This is a genomic window from Plantactinospora sp. KBS50, from assembly GCF_002285795.1.
GTDB lineage: Bacteria > Actinomycetota > Actinomycetes > Mycobacteriales > Micromonosporaceae > KBS50.
In genome coordinates, this window is the sequence record NZ_CP022961.1 from 4,495,065 (window position 1) to 4,511,161 (window position 16,097).

Consider the following 16,097-nt stretch of genomic DNA (forward strand, 5'->3'; position numbering starts at 1 on the left):
CGTCAGGCGTCGTCGCGCCGTTGCCACTGCCGTCCGCGACCTGGTGGGCGGTGTCGGGCGTCGCGGTGGGCGGTGTCGGGCGTCGTGGTGGGCGGTGTCGGGCATCGTGGTGGGCGGCGTCAGGCGTCGTCGTGGATGGCGTCCAGGGCGAGCAGGGCGACGTGCAGGGACAGGCAGGCCGGCACCGAGTCCAGGTCCGCGTCCAGGATCCGGCCGATCCGGATCAGCCGCTCGTAGAAGGCGGGCCGGGACAGGTGCGCCGCCGCGGCCGCCGCGGACTTGTTCCGGCCATGATCCAGGTACGCCCGCAGCGTGTCCAGCAGGTGCTCCCGCGGGTGCTCGGCGTCGTACGCCAGCAGTGCGCCCAGTTCCCGCTCCACGAACGTCTGCACCCGCGGCTCGTCCCGCAGCAGGTGCAGCAGCCCGGCGATGCCGACCTGGGACAGCCGGAACACCGGCAGGTCCCGCCGGCCCCGCCGGGCCGCGTCGGCCACCTGGCGCGCCTCCACCAGGGTCCGGCGCGCCTCGCGCAGCGTCGGCACCGTCGAGCCGGCCGCCACCACCACGCTCGGTTCGCCGCCGGGCCAGCCGGAGCCGGTCAGCCGTACCCGCTCCAGCGCGGCGGCGAACGCGGACAGCGCCGCGTCGTCGGCCTGCCCGGGTGCCAGCGCCAGCAGCGCGCCCACCGCCTGCTCGTCCACGGCGCTGGCCAGGCCGGTCAGCCCGGCGTCGCGGATCGCCCGGCCCACCGCCTCGGCCAGGTCGTGCAGCCGGGCCTGCGCGGCCTCGGCACCCGGCTCGCCGGCCGGGTCGCCGCGGTGCCGCACCATCACCCCGACCAGCCGGCGCCGGTCCAGGGCCACCCCGAGGGCGCGGGCGCGCAGCGCCACCTCGTCCACGGGACGGGCGTGGTCGAGCAGCGCGGTGAGCAGGTTACGGTGGATCTGACGCTCCAGCCCCTCGGCGTCGCGCCGGATCAGCCGGCCCAGCGCCAGGGTCGAGGCGGCCCGTTCGAGCAGGATGGTCAGCCGGCTCGGCGGCATGTCCGTACCCGGCCAGCGCAGCAGCAGCCGGCCCCAGTCCTGCCCCCGCGCGCCCACCGTGGTGGCCAGCCAGCCGGCGTCCGGGTCGTACCCGGTCCGCCCGGTGGGCCGCACCCGCCGGGAGTGCCGCTCCCAGCCGTCCAGCACCGAGCCGGGGTCCTCACCCGCCGGGTCGTACGCCAGCACCTGCCGGGCCGGGTTCTCCAGCACCACCGGACAGCCGGCCAGTTCGGCCGCCTGCCGGACCACCTCGGCCGGCTCGGCGCCCTCGACCGACAGCTCGGTGAAGCGCTGGTGGATCTCCTCGGTGGCGCGCAGCTCGGTAAGCTGGGCGTCCACGATCAGCGCGTGCACGGCCTCGGTGATCGGGACGAACGGGGTGGCCCGGCGCAGCTCGATCAGCGGCAGCCCGCGGCGGCCGGCGGCCAGCACCATGGCCCGCGGGACGCTCTCCGGATACCGCCGCCCCAGCTCCACCACCAGACCCGAGGCGCCCACCTCGGCCAGGTCGTCGACGAAGGCGCGCAGCCCGGCGTCCTCGGCCGGCAGCCCGATGCCGGTGGTCAGCACCAGTTCGCCGCCGTCGAGCAGGCTGGCGATGTCCGGCACCTCGGCCACGTGCACCCAGCGCACCCGCCGACCCAGGGAGGACTCGCCGGCCAGCACCCGCGGGGCACCGCGGCGCAGCGGCCCGAGATCGAGCACCTCACGGACGGTCGGGAACACGGCCGTCACGCTACCCTGCGGTCAGGTCACGATCGTCCGCCGTTTCCGACGCCCGCCCGCCAGGCGGGCGTGCGTCAGGCGTGCGGGCGTGCGTCAGGCGTGCGGGCGTGCGTGCGTCAGGCCGGGTCGTCGCGGCCGAGTTCCCAGCAGGCCACGGCCGCCGCGGCGGCCACGTTGAGCGAATCCACCCCGCGCCGCATGGGGATGACCACCCGTACGTCGCTGGCGCGCTGCGCCCCCGCGGTGAGGCCCGGCCCCTCGGCACCGAGCAGCAGCGCCGTGCGGTCGCGCTGCGCCGCCGTCAGCCGCTGGATGGGCACGGCGTCCGGCGCCGGGGTCATGGCCAGCACCGTGAAACCGGCCGCGCGGACCGCGCCCAGGCCGTCCGGCCAGGGTTCCAACCGGGCGTACGGCACCGCGAACACCTCGCCCATACTGACCCGTACGCTGCGCCGGTAGAGCGGGTCGGCACACGACGGCGAGAGCAGCACCGCGTCGATGCCGAGCGCCGCGGCACCCCGGAAAATCGCGCCCAGGTTCGTATGGTTGTTCACGTCCTCCAGCACCAGCACCCGGCGGGCGGTGTCCAGCAGCGCCGCCGGCTCGGGCAGCGGACGACGATGGAACGAGGCGAGAATCCCCCGGTGCACGTGGAAGCCGGTGGCCCGCTCCAGCACCTCCGGCCGCGCGGCATAGACCGGCGCGTCCCCGGTGTCCAGGTCACCGAGCTGGTCCAGCCGCTTGGCGTCCAGCAGGAACGACCGGGGCGGGTAGCCGGCCCGCAGCGCCCGGCGCAGCACCAGCTCACCCTCGGCGATGAACAGACCGTGCGGCGGCTCCCACCGGGTACGCAGTTCCACGTCGGTGAGCGCCCGGTAGTCGGCGATCCGCTGGTCGTCGGCGTCGGTGATCTCGTGCACGGCCACCCCCCGATTCTGCCGGCCCGACCCACCCCCGACGCACGGCGCCCCCGCCCGATGACGGGCGACCCGAACCCGGCACTGCGCCTGACGCCGCCGAACATCACGTTGCGATCCCTCCAGGGGTGATGGGGCGACCCGTCGTCCTGACGGACATGGGCCAGTCGCTGAAGTTGCGATCCCTCCAGGGGTGATGGGGCGACAACCCCCGCGCGGGCTCGGGCGGGCCGCTGTTTTTGTTGCGATCCCTCCAGGGGTGATGGGGCGACCTGCGGCGGTTGACACCAAGATGGCGGCCCTCTCCGTGTAGTTGCGATCCCTCCAGGGGTGATGGGGCGACGGCTCGTCACTGGGGCCGGACCCAGGCCCAGGCAATGTTGCGATCCCTCCAGGGGTGATGGGGCGACCGAACCGGGCCAGCTCCCCAGGATGCTTGAGATCCTGTTGCGATCCCTCCAGGGGTGATGGGGCGACCGAACCGGGCCAGCTCCCCAGGATGCTTGAGATCCTGTTGCGATCCCTCCAGGGGTGATGGGGCGACCCGAACCTTAAGTCGCAGGTCAGTGCCGCCTTTGGAGCGCTCGGTCGAGTCGATTTTGCAGCGGACCGCCGGTTGTGCATCTGCGCTGGTCAGCGTACCGGAATTGAGAGCGCCGAGCGGGAACCCACACACGAGCACCGCGACCGGCCCGTCGCAAGGTGGAGTCAGCCCCCGGCCGGGGCGGGCGGACGAGGCCGGTATAGGGGCTGGCATTGAACGGGATGTTGTTGGCTGATGATCAACTCATCTTCAGTGAAGTTGGGGGTTCAGGCAGCCGCGATACCCCGACTTCACTGAAGATGAGTTGATCTTGGAAAATGGACAGGCGGACAACAGGCAGGGGCGCCCGCGGGCCGGACTACGAGACCCGATCGCGATCCCTCTAGGGGTGATGGGGCGACCTGGGGAGACGGCCGCTGGCACCTGCCGTCCGGCCACGGGTTGCGATCCCTCTAGGGGTGATGGGGCGACATCAACGGCGAAACGGTCTCCGAACTGTGGATCTTCCGTTGCGATCCCTCTAGGGGTGATGGGGCGACTCGGCCGGCTACCCCGAGATGGACGCGACCTCGATGCGTTGCGATCCCTCTAGGGGTGATGGGGCGACCCGAACCTTAAGTCGCAGGTCAGAGCCAGCTTTGGAGCGCTCGGTGGGGCCGATTTTGCAGCGGACCGCCGGTAGTGCATCCGCGCTGGTCAGCGTACCGGAATTGGGGGCGCCGAGCGGAGCCCGAAACGGTGACCAGCGCGCGGACCGTCCCCCGGCGGGGTGGGTCAGCCGACCGGGCCGATCCGCTTCGCGAGGTCGACGAAACCCTGCCAGGCACCGGGACGGAACACCAGCGCGGGGCCGGCCGGGTCCTTGGAGTCGCGCACGCCCACGATCCCCGGCAGGTTGCCGGCCACCTCGACACAGTCGCCGCCGCTGGTGCCGCTGCGGGTGGACTTCTTCCAGATCGCGTTACCGAGGTCCATGTTGACTCTGCACTTCCTTCACCAGGGCGATCGACAGGGCGTGCGGCAAGGCTACGCCCCGGACACCCTCCCACCTCGCCAGCAGGGTGGCGATGCCATCCTCGGCGTCCACGACCAGCGCCGCGAGCTGGTTTTCCAGGTGGCCGACCCAGCCGCCCTCGGCGGACCGGGCCAGGGCGAGCGGGCCGGAGAGCCCGACGTACATGCCGGCGTCGGCCGGGATGACGTGGAGTTGCAGGTGCGGCAGTTCGGCCAGGCGCAGCAGGTGGGCAAGCTGCTCGGCCATGATCGCGTCGCGGCGGCGCAGCGCCGACTCGTCGATGACGGCGACGACCAGGGGCGGCTGATCCCGACCGAGGATCTCCTGGCGTTCCAGCCGGGCCGCGACCTGCCGCTCGACCTCCTCCTCCGGCCGGGTCGGATCGAACCGCAGTACGGCACGGGCGTAGTTCGCCGTCTGGAGCAGGCCGGGGACCAGGGTCGGGTTGAAGTAGCGGAGTTGGCTGGCCGACCGCTCGGCCTCCAGCCAGGGCCGGAACCATGACGGCTCACGGTCCCGGTCGGCCATCTTGAGCAGGCTGGCCAGCAGGCCATCGGTCCCGAGTATGTCGTCGGCACGGCGCAGGAACATCCGGTCCAGCGGTCGGGCTCCGGTCTCGATCGCGGAGACCGTGGAGGACGAGTAGTTGATCCTGCGCCCGAACTCCTCCTGGTTCAACTCCGCGGCGATGCGCATCCGTCGCAGTTGCGCCCGGATGAGGTCCGCTGTCGGCTCCTCCACAGTCCCTCCACAATTCCTGCCCGGCTCCACCCACAGCACCGTGCCCGGACACCACCCGCCACGAGCCCGCCGCGACCGGCCACAGAGGCTTCCGACAGTAGTCCCGTCCTCAGCAGACTGTCACGCATGCGGGTCCGCCTGCTGCCAGCAAGGCGTCGGCGCGGCTCTGCCGGGTCGTCCCGGTGTCTCCCCCGGACCCCGGGGCGGCCCCTCCCAGTCCACCGAGGAAGTCCTTCCCGCCGCGGGAAGCCGTTCTCCGCCCGTCCCGAGGAGGTCGCCATGCTCCGACGCCGGAACGGTACGACGGTTCATCGTGCCTACCACGTACCGCTGCGCCCGACCTGGCTCTGCCGGATCTGCGCCGCACCCTGGCCCTGCGGCTCGGCCAAGCTCGCCCTGCTGGCCGGACACGGCAGGGACCAGATCAGCCTCATGATGACTCTGGCCCACTACCTGCACGAGGCGTTGTACGACCTCGCCGAGGTGTGCGGACCGCACGCGCCCGCCCCGCAGCGGCTGCACGCCCGATTCCTGGGCTGGGTCACCCGCCCGCACCGCCAACCTCGCGGCCGCGCACCATGATCGACTCGTCTTCCGGGAAGTTGGGGTATCCGAGCGCTCCGGATACCCCAACTTCCCGGAAGATGAGTCGATCTTGAGGGCCGGGCAGGGCGGGCGGGTTGGTCTTGAGGGCCGGGCAGGGCGGGCGGGTTGATCTTGAGGGCCGGGCAGGCGTGGGCGGGCGGGTCAGGCGGGGGCGCCGCCGGACGGTTCGGGGGCCAGCGTGGAGCCGGGCTTGGGCAGCAGCCGCCCGGTCTTGGCGGCGATACCGATGCCGGCGGCCAGTACCAGCAGCGCACCGACGGTCTGCAGGATCCCCAGCAGCAGCCCGCCGAGGCCGATCATCGGGGCGGCGATCACCAGCAACGTGCCGTCGAAGGCGCCGAACACCCCGGATCGGGCCACCGCGAGCCCGGCCAGGACCCAGCCGAGGGTGAGCACCCCGCCGCCGAGCAGGGCCAGCACCCGGACGAACCCGGGGCCGCCGAGCGGGGCGAGCGGCAGCAGCAGGGCGCCGAACATGGCCAGCAGCAGTCCGGCGGTCGCGGTGCCCCGGGTACGGGCGGTGGCCAGCAGGCCGGTGAGCGCGGTCAGCGCCAGCAGGCCGACCCAGGTGGCCAGCGCCAGCCCCAGCACCCGCAGGCCGGCCCCGGCGGAGAAGGTGGCCGACCGGCGCAGGCCGTCGGCGCCGGCGGTGCTGATCGCGAGCAGGACGGCGTACCCGGGCAGCAGCCACACGGCGGACCGGGCGAACCGCCGCAGCGACCAGACCCAGGAGGTGTTGCTGGCCGGGCGGACCGGGTCCGGCTCGTCGAAGAACGGCAGCAGGTTGAGCCCGACCCGGCCGACCACCCGGACCGGCCGGACCAGCGACGCCTGCAACGGGGACATCCGGCGTGGGTCATCGGGTACGCGCGTGGGCCGCGGCGGCAGCAGCCCCGGCGGCGGGTCGAACCGCTCGGCCAGGACGGCCCGCGGGTCTTCGGCACCTGTCCGGCGTTCCGGTTGCTCATCCATACGCACCTCCGAGAGAACCACGGGTGGCGCGGGACGCACGGCGCCTCCGAAACGCGCGGCACGACACCTCCGGAACGCGCAACGCGACACCTCCGGAACGCGCAACGCGACACCTCCGGAACGCGCAACGCGACACCTCCGGAACGCACGGCGCCCCGGCGCCCCACCAGGCCGGAACGCGCGGCGCCCCGGCACCCCACCAGGACCGTCGAATCCGATCCTGGCAGGTGCCGGGGCGACAAACGGGAGGAATCCTCGAATTTCTACAGGCGCTGGGTCCGCTCCGAATCCGGCTCCTGCTCCGGCTGCGACTCGCCGACCAGGCTCCCCGGCGCGACCGGCTGGCCGGCCGTGAGCTGCTGCGTCTTGTCACCGGAGCTGACCTGCGCCTCCGCGGCGCGTACCTCGTGGTTGACCTCGGCCGCCGCCGCGGCCGCCGCTGCCGCGGCCTCCCGGGCCTCGCGCTCCACGGCGCCCGAGTCGACCTCGGCCGACGGCGTGTCGCCGGCCGTCCCGCTGAGGCCGCCGAGCGCGCCGCCCAGCCCCTCCAGCGCCTTGGTCAGCTCGGCCGGCACGATCCACACCTTGTTGGCCTGGCCGGCCGCGATCTGCGGCAGCGCCTGGAGGTACTGGTACGCCAGCACCTTCTGGCTCGGGTTGGCCGTGTGGATCGCGTCGAACACCGTACGGATCGCCTTCGCCTGGCCCTCGGCCTGGAGGATCCGGGACTGCCGGTCACCGTCGGCGCGCAGCACCGCGGCCTGCTTCTCACCCTCGGCCGTGAGGATCTGCGACTGCTTGAGACCCTCGGCGTTCAGGATCGCGGCCCGCCGGTCCCGCTCGGCGCGCATCTGCTTCTCCATCGAGTCGCGGATGCTGGGCGGCGGCTCGATGGCCTTGATCTCGACCCGGGTGACCTTGACGCCCCACCGGCCGGTGGTCTCGTCCAGCACCACCGACAGGTGCCGGTTGATCTCTTCCCGGCTGGTCAGCGCCCGCTCCAGGTCCAGCGAACCGATCACGTTCCGCAGCGTCGTGACGGTCAGCTGCTCGATCGCCTGAAGGAAGTTCGAGATCTCGTAGGTCGCCCGCACCGGGTCGACCACCTTGAAGTAGAGCACCGTGTCGATGGAGACCACGAGGTTGTCCGAGGTGATCACGGGCTGCGGCGGGAAGCTGACCACCTGCTCGCGCATGTCGACCTTGGTCCGCACCGCGTCGATGAACGGCACCAGCAGGTTGAGGCCGGGGCTGAGCGTCCGCTTGTACCGACCAAGCCGCTCCACCACGTCCATCCGCTGCTGCGGAACGATCCGCACGGCACGGATAAGCGTTATCACCACTATCAGGGCCACGGCGCCCACCAGCACCGCGATTGCTGTCCCCATCACACCCACCTCTACGATTCGGGCAATTCACCAGATGCGGAAAAATCATCCCGCCAGACCAGGGCGGTCACGCCCCGGACCTCGATAACCTGCACCCGCTCACCCGGCTCGAACACCTGGGTCGCGTCGAACGAACGGGCGCTCCACAACTCACCATCGATCTTCACCTGGCCACTGTCGGTGTCCACGCGTTCCAGCACCAGCGCCCGCTGGCCCTCGATGGCCGCGGCGCCGAACGGCCGCCCCTCACCATCCTCCTGGGCCAGCCTCCGGCGCTGCAGGCCCGGCCGCCCCAACAGCACGGTCAGCACCGAGACCACCGCGAACACCAACGCCTGCACGCTCACCGGCGCGCCGAGCGCCGCGGCGCCCGCGGCGGCGAACGCGCCGACCGAGAACATGATCAGGAACAGCGTCGTCGTGAACAACTCGGCGATGGCCAGTGCGGCGCCGAGCACGATCCACAGCAGCGGTTCCATGACCCAATCGTGGCACGTCGCCGCACATACCGGTAACGGCGATGATCAACGTACGGGTAGGGTCGGCGCGTTGAGGAGGCGTGATGACCCTGTTGCCGGAAACGACCCATCGCATCGACACGATCGTCACCGAGGCCCAGGCCGCCGGCGCGATACCCTCGCTGATCGTCGGCGTGGTCCGCGACGGCCGGCTCGCGCACGTCTCCACCGCCGGCAGCCAGCCGGCGGCCGATCCGGACATGCAGTACCGGATCGGGTCAATCAGCAAGACGATGACCGCCGTCCTGCTGCTCAGCCAGCGGGACGCCGGCCGGCTCGCCCTGGACGACCCGCTGGAGCGGCACCTGCCGGGCACCCCGGTCGGCACGGTCACCCTGCGCCAGCTCCTCGGCCACGCCTCGGGCCTGCAACGCGAACCGGACGGCTCGTGGTGGGAACGCACCGAGGGCGCCGACCTGGCCACCCTGGTCGCCGGACTCACCGCCGGGAAGCTGACCCATCCCCCGCAGACCGTCTACCACTACTCCAACCTGGCCTACGGGCTGCTGGGCGGCGTGCTGGAACGGCTGACCGGGCAGCCCTGGTGGGAACTGGTCCGCACCCGGCTGCTCGACCCGCTGGGCATGGCCCGCACCACGTACCAGGCAACCGAGCCGTTCGCCCGCGGGTACGTCGTACACCCGTGGAACGGGACGATGCGGGAGGAACCGCGGACCGACACCGGCGCGATGGCGGCGGCCGGGCAGCTCTGGTCGACGCCGGCGGACCTGGCCCGCTGGGCGGCGTTCCTGGCCGACCCGGACCCGGCGGTACTGCGTCCGGAGACCCTCGCCGAGATGTGCCTGCCGGTGATCATGAGTGAGCCGGACAGCTGGGGCCACGGCCACGGCCTCGGCATCGAGCTGACCCGCTCCGGCGACCGGGTGTACGTGGGGCACGGCGGGTCGATGCCGGGCTACCTGGCCGCACTCGGCGTGCACCGGCCGAGCCGGACCGGCCTCGTCGCCTTTGCCAACTGCTACAACCCGCGCACCCTCCACCTCGGGGCGAACGCCGTCGAGCTGCTCGACCTCGTACTGGACGCCGATCCGCCGGCGCCGGCCCAGCCCTGGTCCGCGGCCGGCGACCCGCCGCGGGACGCCGCCGACCTGCTCGGCCGGTGGTGGTGGATGGGCAAGGAGTTCACGGCCAGCTGGGACGCCGACAACGACGAGCTGGTGTTCGCGCCGCAGGGCCGGCTGCCGTGGCGGCTCACCCGGGCCGGCACCGACCGGTGGCGCTGCCACAGCGGCATGAACAACGGCGAGTTCCTCACCGTACGGCGCGACCCGGCCGGCCGGCCGGACACCGTGGACATCGCCACGTTCGTCTTCAGCCGGGACCCGGACCGGGTCGGGTAGCCGTCACGCGGGGATGGTGTGCCCGGGTCCATCCACCCGGTCCACTGTGCTAGCTTCCCGTCCCGTATACCGCCGTCGATCGCTCGCGCGGTCGTTCAGGGAGGGCGAAGCGATCGCATCCGCCTCGAAGACCATGTCCGGAATCGCCGGGCCGGCGGCGCTGGCCAGCCGCTTCGGACGGATCTCGCTGTGGCTCGCCCTCGGCCTCGGCACCGCCGTGCTGCTGACCGAGACCGCCTGGCTGGTGCTGCGGCTGCCCGACGCCGCTACCGCCAGTGACGCCGCGGCCACCCTGGTCGCCGGCATCGCGGCGGGCTGCTGCCTCGCGGTGTCCCGGCGGCACCCGGCCAACCTGCGCCGGTTCTGGCTGCTGATGGCGCTCACCATGGCCCTCGCGGCCACCGGCCGGATCATCTGGACGGTGACCCGGCTGACCACCGGCGGCGGACTGCCCAACAACCTGGCCGTCGCGCTCGTCTTCGTCGCCGGCATCGTCTCCGGCACCGCGGCGCTGCTCAGCTGCGTGTCCGCGCCGCCCACCGCCGCCGGCCGGCTGCGCACCCTGCTCGACGGCGTCATCGTCGGCCTCGCCCTGGTGCCGGTGAGCTGGGTGGTCGTGCTGCGCGACGTCGCCGCGGCGCCGCTGGCCGAGACGCCGCGCACCCTGGGCCTGTTCTATCCGATGTTCGACGTCATGCAGTTGACCATCCTGGTGGCGATCAGCGGCCCGCTCCGCCCGGTGTGGCGGCCGCTGTCCACCATCGGCGCCGGGTTGGCGATCCGGGCGGTCGCCGACACCGTGTACGTCGCGCAGATCGCCCGCGGCACGTACGAGGCCGGGCACCCGATCGACGTCTGCTGGCCGCTGAGCTACCTGCTGGTGGCCGTGGCCACCCGGTACCCCGCACCGGGCGGCATCGACCCGGCCGGCGGCGCCGAAACCGAGCCGGACGCCGATCCGCCCATCGTGCCGTGGTGGCGGCTGGCCCTGCCGTACCTGCCGGTCTGCGGCGCCGCCGTGGCGATGGTGCTGGCCCGGCAGCCGGGACAGCCGCTCCCGCCGCCGGTGTTCCTGGCCGGTACCGGGCTGCTGGTGGCGCTGGCGATCCGGCAGAGCCTCACCGCGTACGAGACGACAAACCTGGCCGACCGGCTGCGCCGGCTCGCGTACGTCGACCAGCTCACCGGGCTGCCCAACCGGTTGCAGTTCACCCGCCGGCTGCGCCGCTGCATCCGGGAACGCCGCCCGGTCGCCGTGCTGCTGCTCGACCTGGACGGGTTCAAACAGGTCAACGACCGGTTCGGGCACGCCAGCGGGGACACCCTGCTGACAAACGTCGCCTCCCGGATGCGGGCCGTGGTCGGCGGTTCGGGAATGATCGCCCGGATCGGTGGCGACGAGTTCGCCGTACTGCTGGAGACCGGCGACGACCCCGGACCCGCACGACCAGCCGGTCCCGACCGGGAGACCGACCCCGGACCCGGCCGGACCGCCGAGCGGGACCCGGACCGGCTGGCCCGGCGGCTGCTCGCCGCGCTCGGACCCGGCGGCCCGAAGGCCGACTGGCTGCTGCACTCCTCGGCCAGCATCGGCATCGCCGAGTACGGCCCGCAGCACCAGGGCCACACCGACCTGCTGCGGGACGCCGACATCGCGATGTACGCGGCCAAGGCGGCCGGAAAGTCGGCGTACCGCACCTGCACCCCCCGGCTGCGCGAGGCCGCGGTGGGCCGGGCGGAACTGATCGCCGACCTGCGCCGCGCGGTGCTGGAGGCCGAGCAGCTCGAACTGGAGTTCCAGCCCATCGTGGAGCTGGGCACCGGCACGGTACGCGGGGCCGAGGCGCTGGTGCGCTGGCGGCATCCCCGGCACGGCCTGCTGGCGCCCGACCGGTTCCTGCCGCTGGCCGAGGAGACCGGGCTGATCCTCACCGTGGACCGCTGGGTGATCCGGGCCGCCTGCCGCGCCGCCGCCGGTTGGCAACTGCTCTCCCCCGGCACCACCGTGGCGGTCAACGTGGCCGCCGGGCACCTGCGGCGGGCGGATCTGACCGAGACGGTCGCCGAGGCCACCGCCGCGGCCGGGCTGCCGCCGGAGTCGCTCACCCTCGAACTGACCGAGACCGCGCTGATCGAGGGCACCGAGGCGGTGCTCGACCGGCTCGGCCAGCTTCGCGACCTCGGCGTCCGGATCGCCCTGGACGACTTCGGCACCGGCTACTCGGCGCTGAACTATCTACATCGGATACCGGCGACCGAGCTGAAGATCGACCGCTCGTTCGTCCGCCGGCTGGACGGGTCCGACCAGCGCGCGTACGCCACCGTGGAGATGATCCGCCGGTTGGCCGGCGCGTTCGGGCTGGGTGTGGTGGCCGAGGGCGTCGAGACCGACGCGCAGCACGCGGCGGTCGCGGAGATCGGCTGCCCGCACGGTCAGGGCTACCGGTACGGCCGGCCGCGGCCACTGCCCGACCTGCACCGGCTGCTGGTCGCCCAGCGGCCCGGCTGAGCCGCCGGCCGGTCAGCCGGGCGGGACGGTGACGAAGTCGATGAGCCGCTCCATCGCGTTGATCAGCGGCGTCTCGACATCGGCGAAACTGTCCACCCGGGACAGGATGTGCCGCCACATCGCCGCCGGCTCGGCCACCCCCAGCGCCGCGCAGACGCCCTCCTTCCAGGGCCGGCCCGGCGGCACCACCGGCCACGCCGGGATGCCCAGCGCACGGGGCCGCACCGCCTGCCACACATCCACGTACGGGTGGCCGGTCACCAGCACGTCCGGCGAGGTGACCGCCGCGACGATGCGGCTCTCCTTCGATCCGGACACCAGGTGGTCGACCAGCACACCCAGCCGGCGGCGCGGTCCGGGCTCGAACTCGCGTACCCGGTCGGCGAGCGCGTCGATGCCGTCCAGCGGCTCCACCACGATGCCCTCAATGCGCAGGTCGTCGCCCCAGATCCGCTCGACCAGCGCCGCGTCGTGCACGCCCTCGACCCAGATCCGGCTCGCCTGCGCCACCCGCGCCCGTACCCCGGCCACCGCAACGGATCCGGAGGCGGTCCGGCGCCGCGGCGCCGGCGCGGGCCGGGCGGCCGGGCGGCGCAGCGTCACCGCCTCGCCGTCCAGCAGGAACGCCGCCGGCAGCAGCGGAAAGTTGCGCCGCCGCCCGTGCCGGTCCTCCAGCACCACCGCGCCCTGCTCGAACCCGACAACCGCGCCGCAGAAGCCCGAATCGGCATCCTCGACCACCAGATCGGGCTCGGCGTCCACCTCGGGCGTCACCCGGCGGCGCCGCCAGTCCCCGGCCAGCACATCCTCGCCGTATCGCCTCCCCATGCGAGGCGACGGTAGCGGCTGGCGGCCCGGCCGCCGCGGCGACGCGCCGACACGCCGAGACCGCCCGTGACAGGCACGCCTTGCGCGGGAAGAGACACGGAACGCATGGAGCACGTACCCTTGCCTGCATGTCTGCTCCAACGGACGCGGTCACCCTGGCCCCACGCCGGTCCAGCCGGTTCGTCGCCTGGGTGCGCGCCTGGCGGACCGGCCTGGTTCCGTTCGACGAGGTGGCCGACGAGATCGCCGACGGCGAGGAACATCTGGTCGCCGACGCGCCGGGGACCTGGACCGACGTACCGCTCACGGAAGCGCTCCCGGTGCTCTCCCGCACCCCGCCGGACCGGGTCCGGCTGGTGCTGCCCGTGCCGGGCGATCCGCGCGGGCTGCCCGGCCCCGGGCCGTTCGCCGGCGCGGCGCTGCTGGCCGGCGAGGCGGTCGTCGCCGGTGACCTGGGCGTCATCCCGGAGGTCCGCAGCCACACCTCCGGCTCCGGAATGACCTTCGAGACGGTGCTGTGGCGGGTGTACCCGCTGCCGGCCGGCGCCGCGGCGGCGGCCCGGCACGAGCCCGGCGCGGCCGAGGCGGAGGCGGAGCTGGCCGCCGCGCTCGCCGAGGCGACCGCCGCGCTGACCCGGCTCGATGTGGCGGCCTGGCGGCCCGAGCTGGCCGGCGCGCTCGCCGCGCTGCGCCGCCCGGACAGCTGCAAGGACCTGCCCCCGGGGTTCGACCCCCGAGCCCGCCGGCTGTTCGCCCGGGCCTCGGTGCTGGACCGGGTGTTGGCGCTGGCCGAGCACGCCGCCCCCGGCGGCGCGGTGAACGGCTACGAGGCCCAGCAGCGGGACGCGGCGCTGCGCCCGCTGACCGCCGCCTGCCGACGCGCGCTGGTCGCCGCCTGCAACGCCCCGCTGCGCCCGTAACGTCCGGCGGTCGGAGCCGAGGCGGATCAGATCTCGTCGATCAGGTCGGCCACCGACTCCACGATCCGGGACGGCCGGTACGGGTAGCGCTCCGCCTCGGCCCGGCTGCTGATGCCGGTCAGCACCAGCACGGTCTCCAGGCCGGCCTCCAGCCCGCACAGCACGTCGGTGTCCATCCGGTCGCCGATCATCGCGGTGGTCTCCGAGTGTGCCTCGATGGTGTTCAGCGCCGAGCGCATCATCATCGGGTTCGGCTTGCCCACGAAGTACGGCTCGACCCCCGTCGCCTTCGAGATCATCGCGGCCACCGAGCCGGCCGCGGGCAGGGCGCCCTCGGCGGACGGGCCGGTCGGATCCGGGTTCGTGCAGATGAACCGCGCCCCCGCGTCGATCAGCCGGACGGCCTTGGTGATCGCCTCGAAGCTGTACGTCCGGGTCTCACCCAGCACCACGTAGTCGGGTGAGAAGTCCGACAGGATGTAGCCGACCGCGTGCATGGCCGTGGTCAGCCCGGCCTCGCCGATGACGTACGCGGTGCCGCCGGGCCGCTGGTCGGCCAGGAACTGCGCGGTCGCCAGCGCCGCGGTCCAGATCGACTCCTCGGGTACGTCGAAACCCATCCGGGTCAGCCGGGCCTGCAGATCCCGTGGCGTGTAGATCGAGTTGTTGGTCAGCACCAGGAAACGCCGGCCCGAGGCGCGCAGCCGGCTGATGAACTCGGGAGCACCGGGCACCGGCTGCCCCTCGTGCACCAGGACCCGTCCATGTCGGTGAGCCAGCTCTCGACCGGCTTGCGGTCCCTCATCGTGTCGTCCTCGCCGTCGCCGGTACGGGGCGGGTCACCGCCGCCGGCGCGGAACGCAGCAACCGGCCGGACAGGTGTCCCAGGCGGGCAGCGTACCCAATCGGCAGCGGCCGGCCACGGGGCCGGCGGCGGGCGGCGTGAGACGTTCCTGGACCAGTTCCCGCACCATGGCCACGAACCGCGGATCGGTGCCCGGGGTGGCGGCCCGGACGTACTCCAGGTCGAGCCGCTTGGCGGTGTCGGCGGCCTCGGTGTCCAGGTCCCACACCACCTCCAGGTGGTCGGAGACGAACCCGATCGGGCTCACCACCACCGCCCGGACGCCGTCGGCGGCCAGCGCCGCCAGGTGGTCGTTGATGTCCGGTTCCAGCCACGGCACCTGGGGCGGGCCGGACCGGCTCTGCCACACCAGGTCGTACGGCAGGTCGGCGCCGACCTGCGCGGCCACCAGCGCGGCCGTCTCGTGCAGTTGCGCCTCGTACCGGCCGCCCTCCGGGCCGGCGGTGGCGGCCATCGCCGTGGGGACGGAATGGGCGGTGAAGACCAGTCGGGTACGTTCCGGACGGGTCGACCCGAACGTGGCCAGCGCGTGCCGGACGGCGTCGGCGTGCGGGTGCACGAATCCGGGGTGGTCCCAGAACTGGCGCAGCTTGTCGATCACCGGCGCGTTGGGGCCGGCCGCCGCGCGGGCGTTCGCGATGTCCTCCTGGTACTGCCGGCAGGACGAGTAACCGCCGTACGCGCTGGTCACGAACGCCAGCGCGGACCGGATCCCGTCGTCGCGCATCTGCGCCACCGTGTCGGCCAGCATCGGGTGCCAGTTCCGGTTGCCCCAGTAGATCGGCAGGTCCAGGTCGTGCTCGGCGAACTCGGCCCGCAGCGCGGCCATCAGGTCGCGGTTCTGCTGGTTGATCGGCGACACCCCGCCGAAGTGCTGGTAGTGCTCGGCGACCTCGGCCAGCCGTTCGGGTGGCACGCCCCGCCCCGGGTCACGTTGGTCAGGAACGGCAGGACATCCTCCGGGCGTTCCGGCCCGCCGAACGAGACCAGCAGCACTGCGTCGTACGCCATGGCGCCCATTTTCCCCGTCCGGCGTCGATGCTGAACGGCCGGGTCCGTGTTAGCTCGGTTACCCCACGGACCCGGCCGCGTGCCCGGCCGCGCACAGCCGCGCACAGCCGCGGCCGGGCGCGGCCGGGCACGC

12 protein-coding genes, 2 pseudogenes and 2 CRISPR repeat arrays are annotated in these 16,097 nt (G+C 73.3%); of the genes and pseudogenes, 4 read left to right on the top strand and 10 right to left on the bottom strand.

Annotation, left to right across the window (positions count from 1 at the left end):
- Positions 1-119: 119 nt before the first annotated feature.
- The 4 genes from CIK06_RS19255 to CIK06_RS19270 form a co-directional block, all read right to left on the bottom strand.
- Entirely contained in the window at positions 120-1,778 is a 1,659-nt protein-coding gene (locus CIK06_RS19255) for a PucR family transcriptional regulator (protein ID WP_095565993.1), read from the bottom strand.
- A 107-nt stretch (positions 1,779-1,885) separates the two neighbouring features.
- On the bottom strand, positions 1,886-2,695 hold the full coding sequence (locus CIK06_RS19260) for an RNA methyltransferase (protein ID WP_095565994.1): 810 nt from the start codon (positions 2,693-2,695) through the stop codon (positions 1,886-1,888).
- A 101-nt stretch (positions 2,696-2,796) separates the two neighbouring features.
- Positions 2,797-3,230: a CRISPR direct-repeat array (repeat unit 31 nt; unit sequence GTTGCGATCCCTCCAGGGGTGATGGGGCGAC).
- Between the two features lie 370 nt (positions 3,231-3,600).
- Positions 3,601-3,837: direct repeats of the CRISPR family, unit length 31 nt; unit sequence GTTGCGATCCCTCTAGGGGTGATGGGGCGAC.
- 167 nt (positions 3,838-4,004) lie between these two features.
- Positions 4,005-4,205, bottom strand: coding sequence for a DUF397 domain-containing protein (locus CIK06_RS19265; protein WP_095565995.1), 201 nt, complete (start codon positions 4,203-4,205; stop codon positions 4,005-4,007).
- Positions 4,192-4,941, bottom strand: a complete 750-nt coding sequence (locus CIK06_RS19270) for a helix-turn-helix transcriptional regulator (protein WP_095565996.1) — start codon at positions 4,939-4,941, stop codon at positions 4,192-4,194. The genes CIK06_RS19265 and CIK06_RS19270 overlap by 14 nt, the downstream gene beginning before the upstream one ends.
- A 324-nt stretch (positions 4,942-5,265) precedes the next feature.
- On the opposite strand from CIK06_RS19270, the gene CIK06_RS19275 reads away from it, so the two are divergent.
- Entirely contained in the window at positions 5,266-5,568 is a 303-nt protein-coding gene (locus CIK06_RS19275) for a hypothetical protein (RefSeq protein ID WP_095565997.1), read from the top strand.
- A gap of 165 nt (positions 5,569-5,733) precedes the next feature.
- Here CIK06_RS19275 and CIK06_RS19280 read toward each other — a convergent pair whose 3' ends face one another.
- The 3 genes from CIK06_RS19280 to CIK06_RS19290 form a co-directional block, all read right to left on the bottom strand.
- Positions 5,734-6,564, bottom strand: a complete 831-nt coding sequence (locus CIK06_RS19280; RefSeq protein ID WP_095565998.1) for a hypothetical protein — start codon at positions 6,562-6,564, stop codon at positions 5,734-5,736.
- Between the two features lie 263 nt (positions 6,565-6,827).
- On the bottom strand, positions 6,828-7,952 hold the full coding sequence (locus tag CIK06_RS19285; RefSeq protein ID WP_095565999.1) for an SPFH domain-containing protein: 1,125 nt from the start codon (positions 7,950-7,952) through the stop codon (positions 6,828-6,830).
- Positions 7,953-7,963: 11 nt separating this feature from the next.
- Positions 7,964-8,431 (bottom strand): NfeD family protein, encoded by a 468-nt coding sequence (locus CIK06_RS19290; protein ID WP_095566000.1) that lies wholly within the window; start codon positions 8,429-8,431, stop codon positions 7,964-7,966.
- Positions 8,432-8,514: 83 nt separating this feature from the next.
- Between CIK06_RS19290 and CIK06_RS19295 the strand changes: the two genes are divergently transcribed.
- Both CIK06_RS19295 and CIK06_RS19300 read left to right on the top strand, forming a co-directional pair.
- Positions 8,515-9,831, top strand: coding sequence for a serine hydrolase (locus CIK06_RS19295; protein ID WP_095566001.1), 1,317 nt, complete (start codon positions 8,515-8,517; stop codon positions 9,829-9,831).
- Between the two features lie 133 nt (positions 9,832-9,964).
- Positions 9,965-12,340, top strand: coding sequence for a bifunctional diguanylate cyclase/phosphodiesterase (locus tag CIK06_RS19300; protein ID WP_095566002.1), 2,376 nt, complete (start codon positions 9,965-9,967; stop codon positions 12,338-12,340).
- 12 nt (positions 12,341-12,352) lie between these two features.
- Here CIK06_RS19300 and CIK06_RS19305 read toward each other — a convergent pair whose 3' ends face one another.
- Positions 12,353-13,168, bottom strand: a complete 816-nt coding sequence (locus tag CIK06_RS19305; RefSeq protein WP_095566003.1) for a DUF3097 domain-containing protein — start codon at positions 13,166-13,168, stop codon at positions 12,353-12,355.
- A gap of 128 nt (positions 13,169-13,296) precedes the next feature.
- Here CIK06_RS19305 and CIK06_RS19310 point away from each other — a divergent pair, with 128 nt between their 5' ends.
- Positions 13,297-14,088: a hypothetical protein gene (locus CIK06_RS19310; RefSeq protein ID WP_095566004.1), complete on the top strand. Its 792-nt coding sequence runs from the start codon at positions 13,297-13,299 to the stop codon at positions 14,086-14,088.
- Between the two features lie 26 nt (positions 14,089-14,114).
- Here the strand turns inward: CIK06_RS19310 and CIK06_RS19315 are convergent.
- Positions 14,115-14,893 (bottom strand): annotated as a pseudogene (locus CIK06_RS19315) (HAD-IIA family hydrolase).
- A gap of 34 nt (positions 14,894-14,927) precedes the next feature.
- A pseudogene (locus tag CIK06_RS19320) lies at positions 14,928-15,964 on the bottom strand (ferrochelatase).
- Positions 15,965-16,097: the final 133 nt, after the last annotated feature.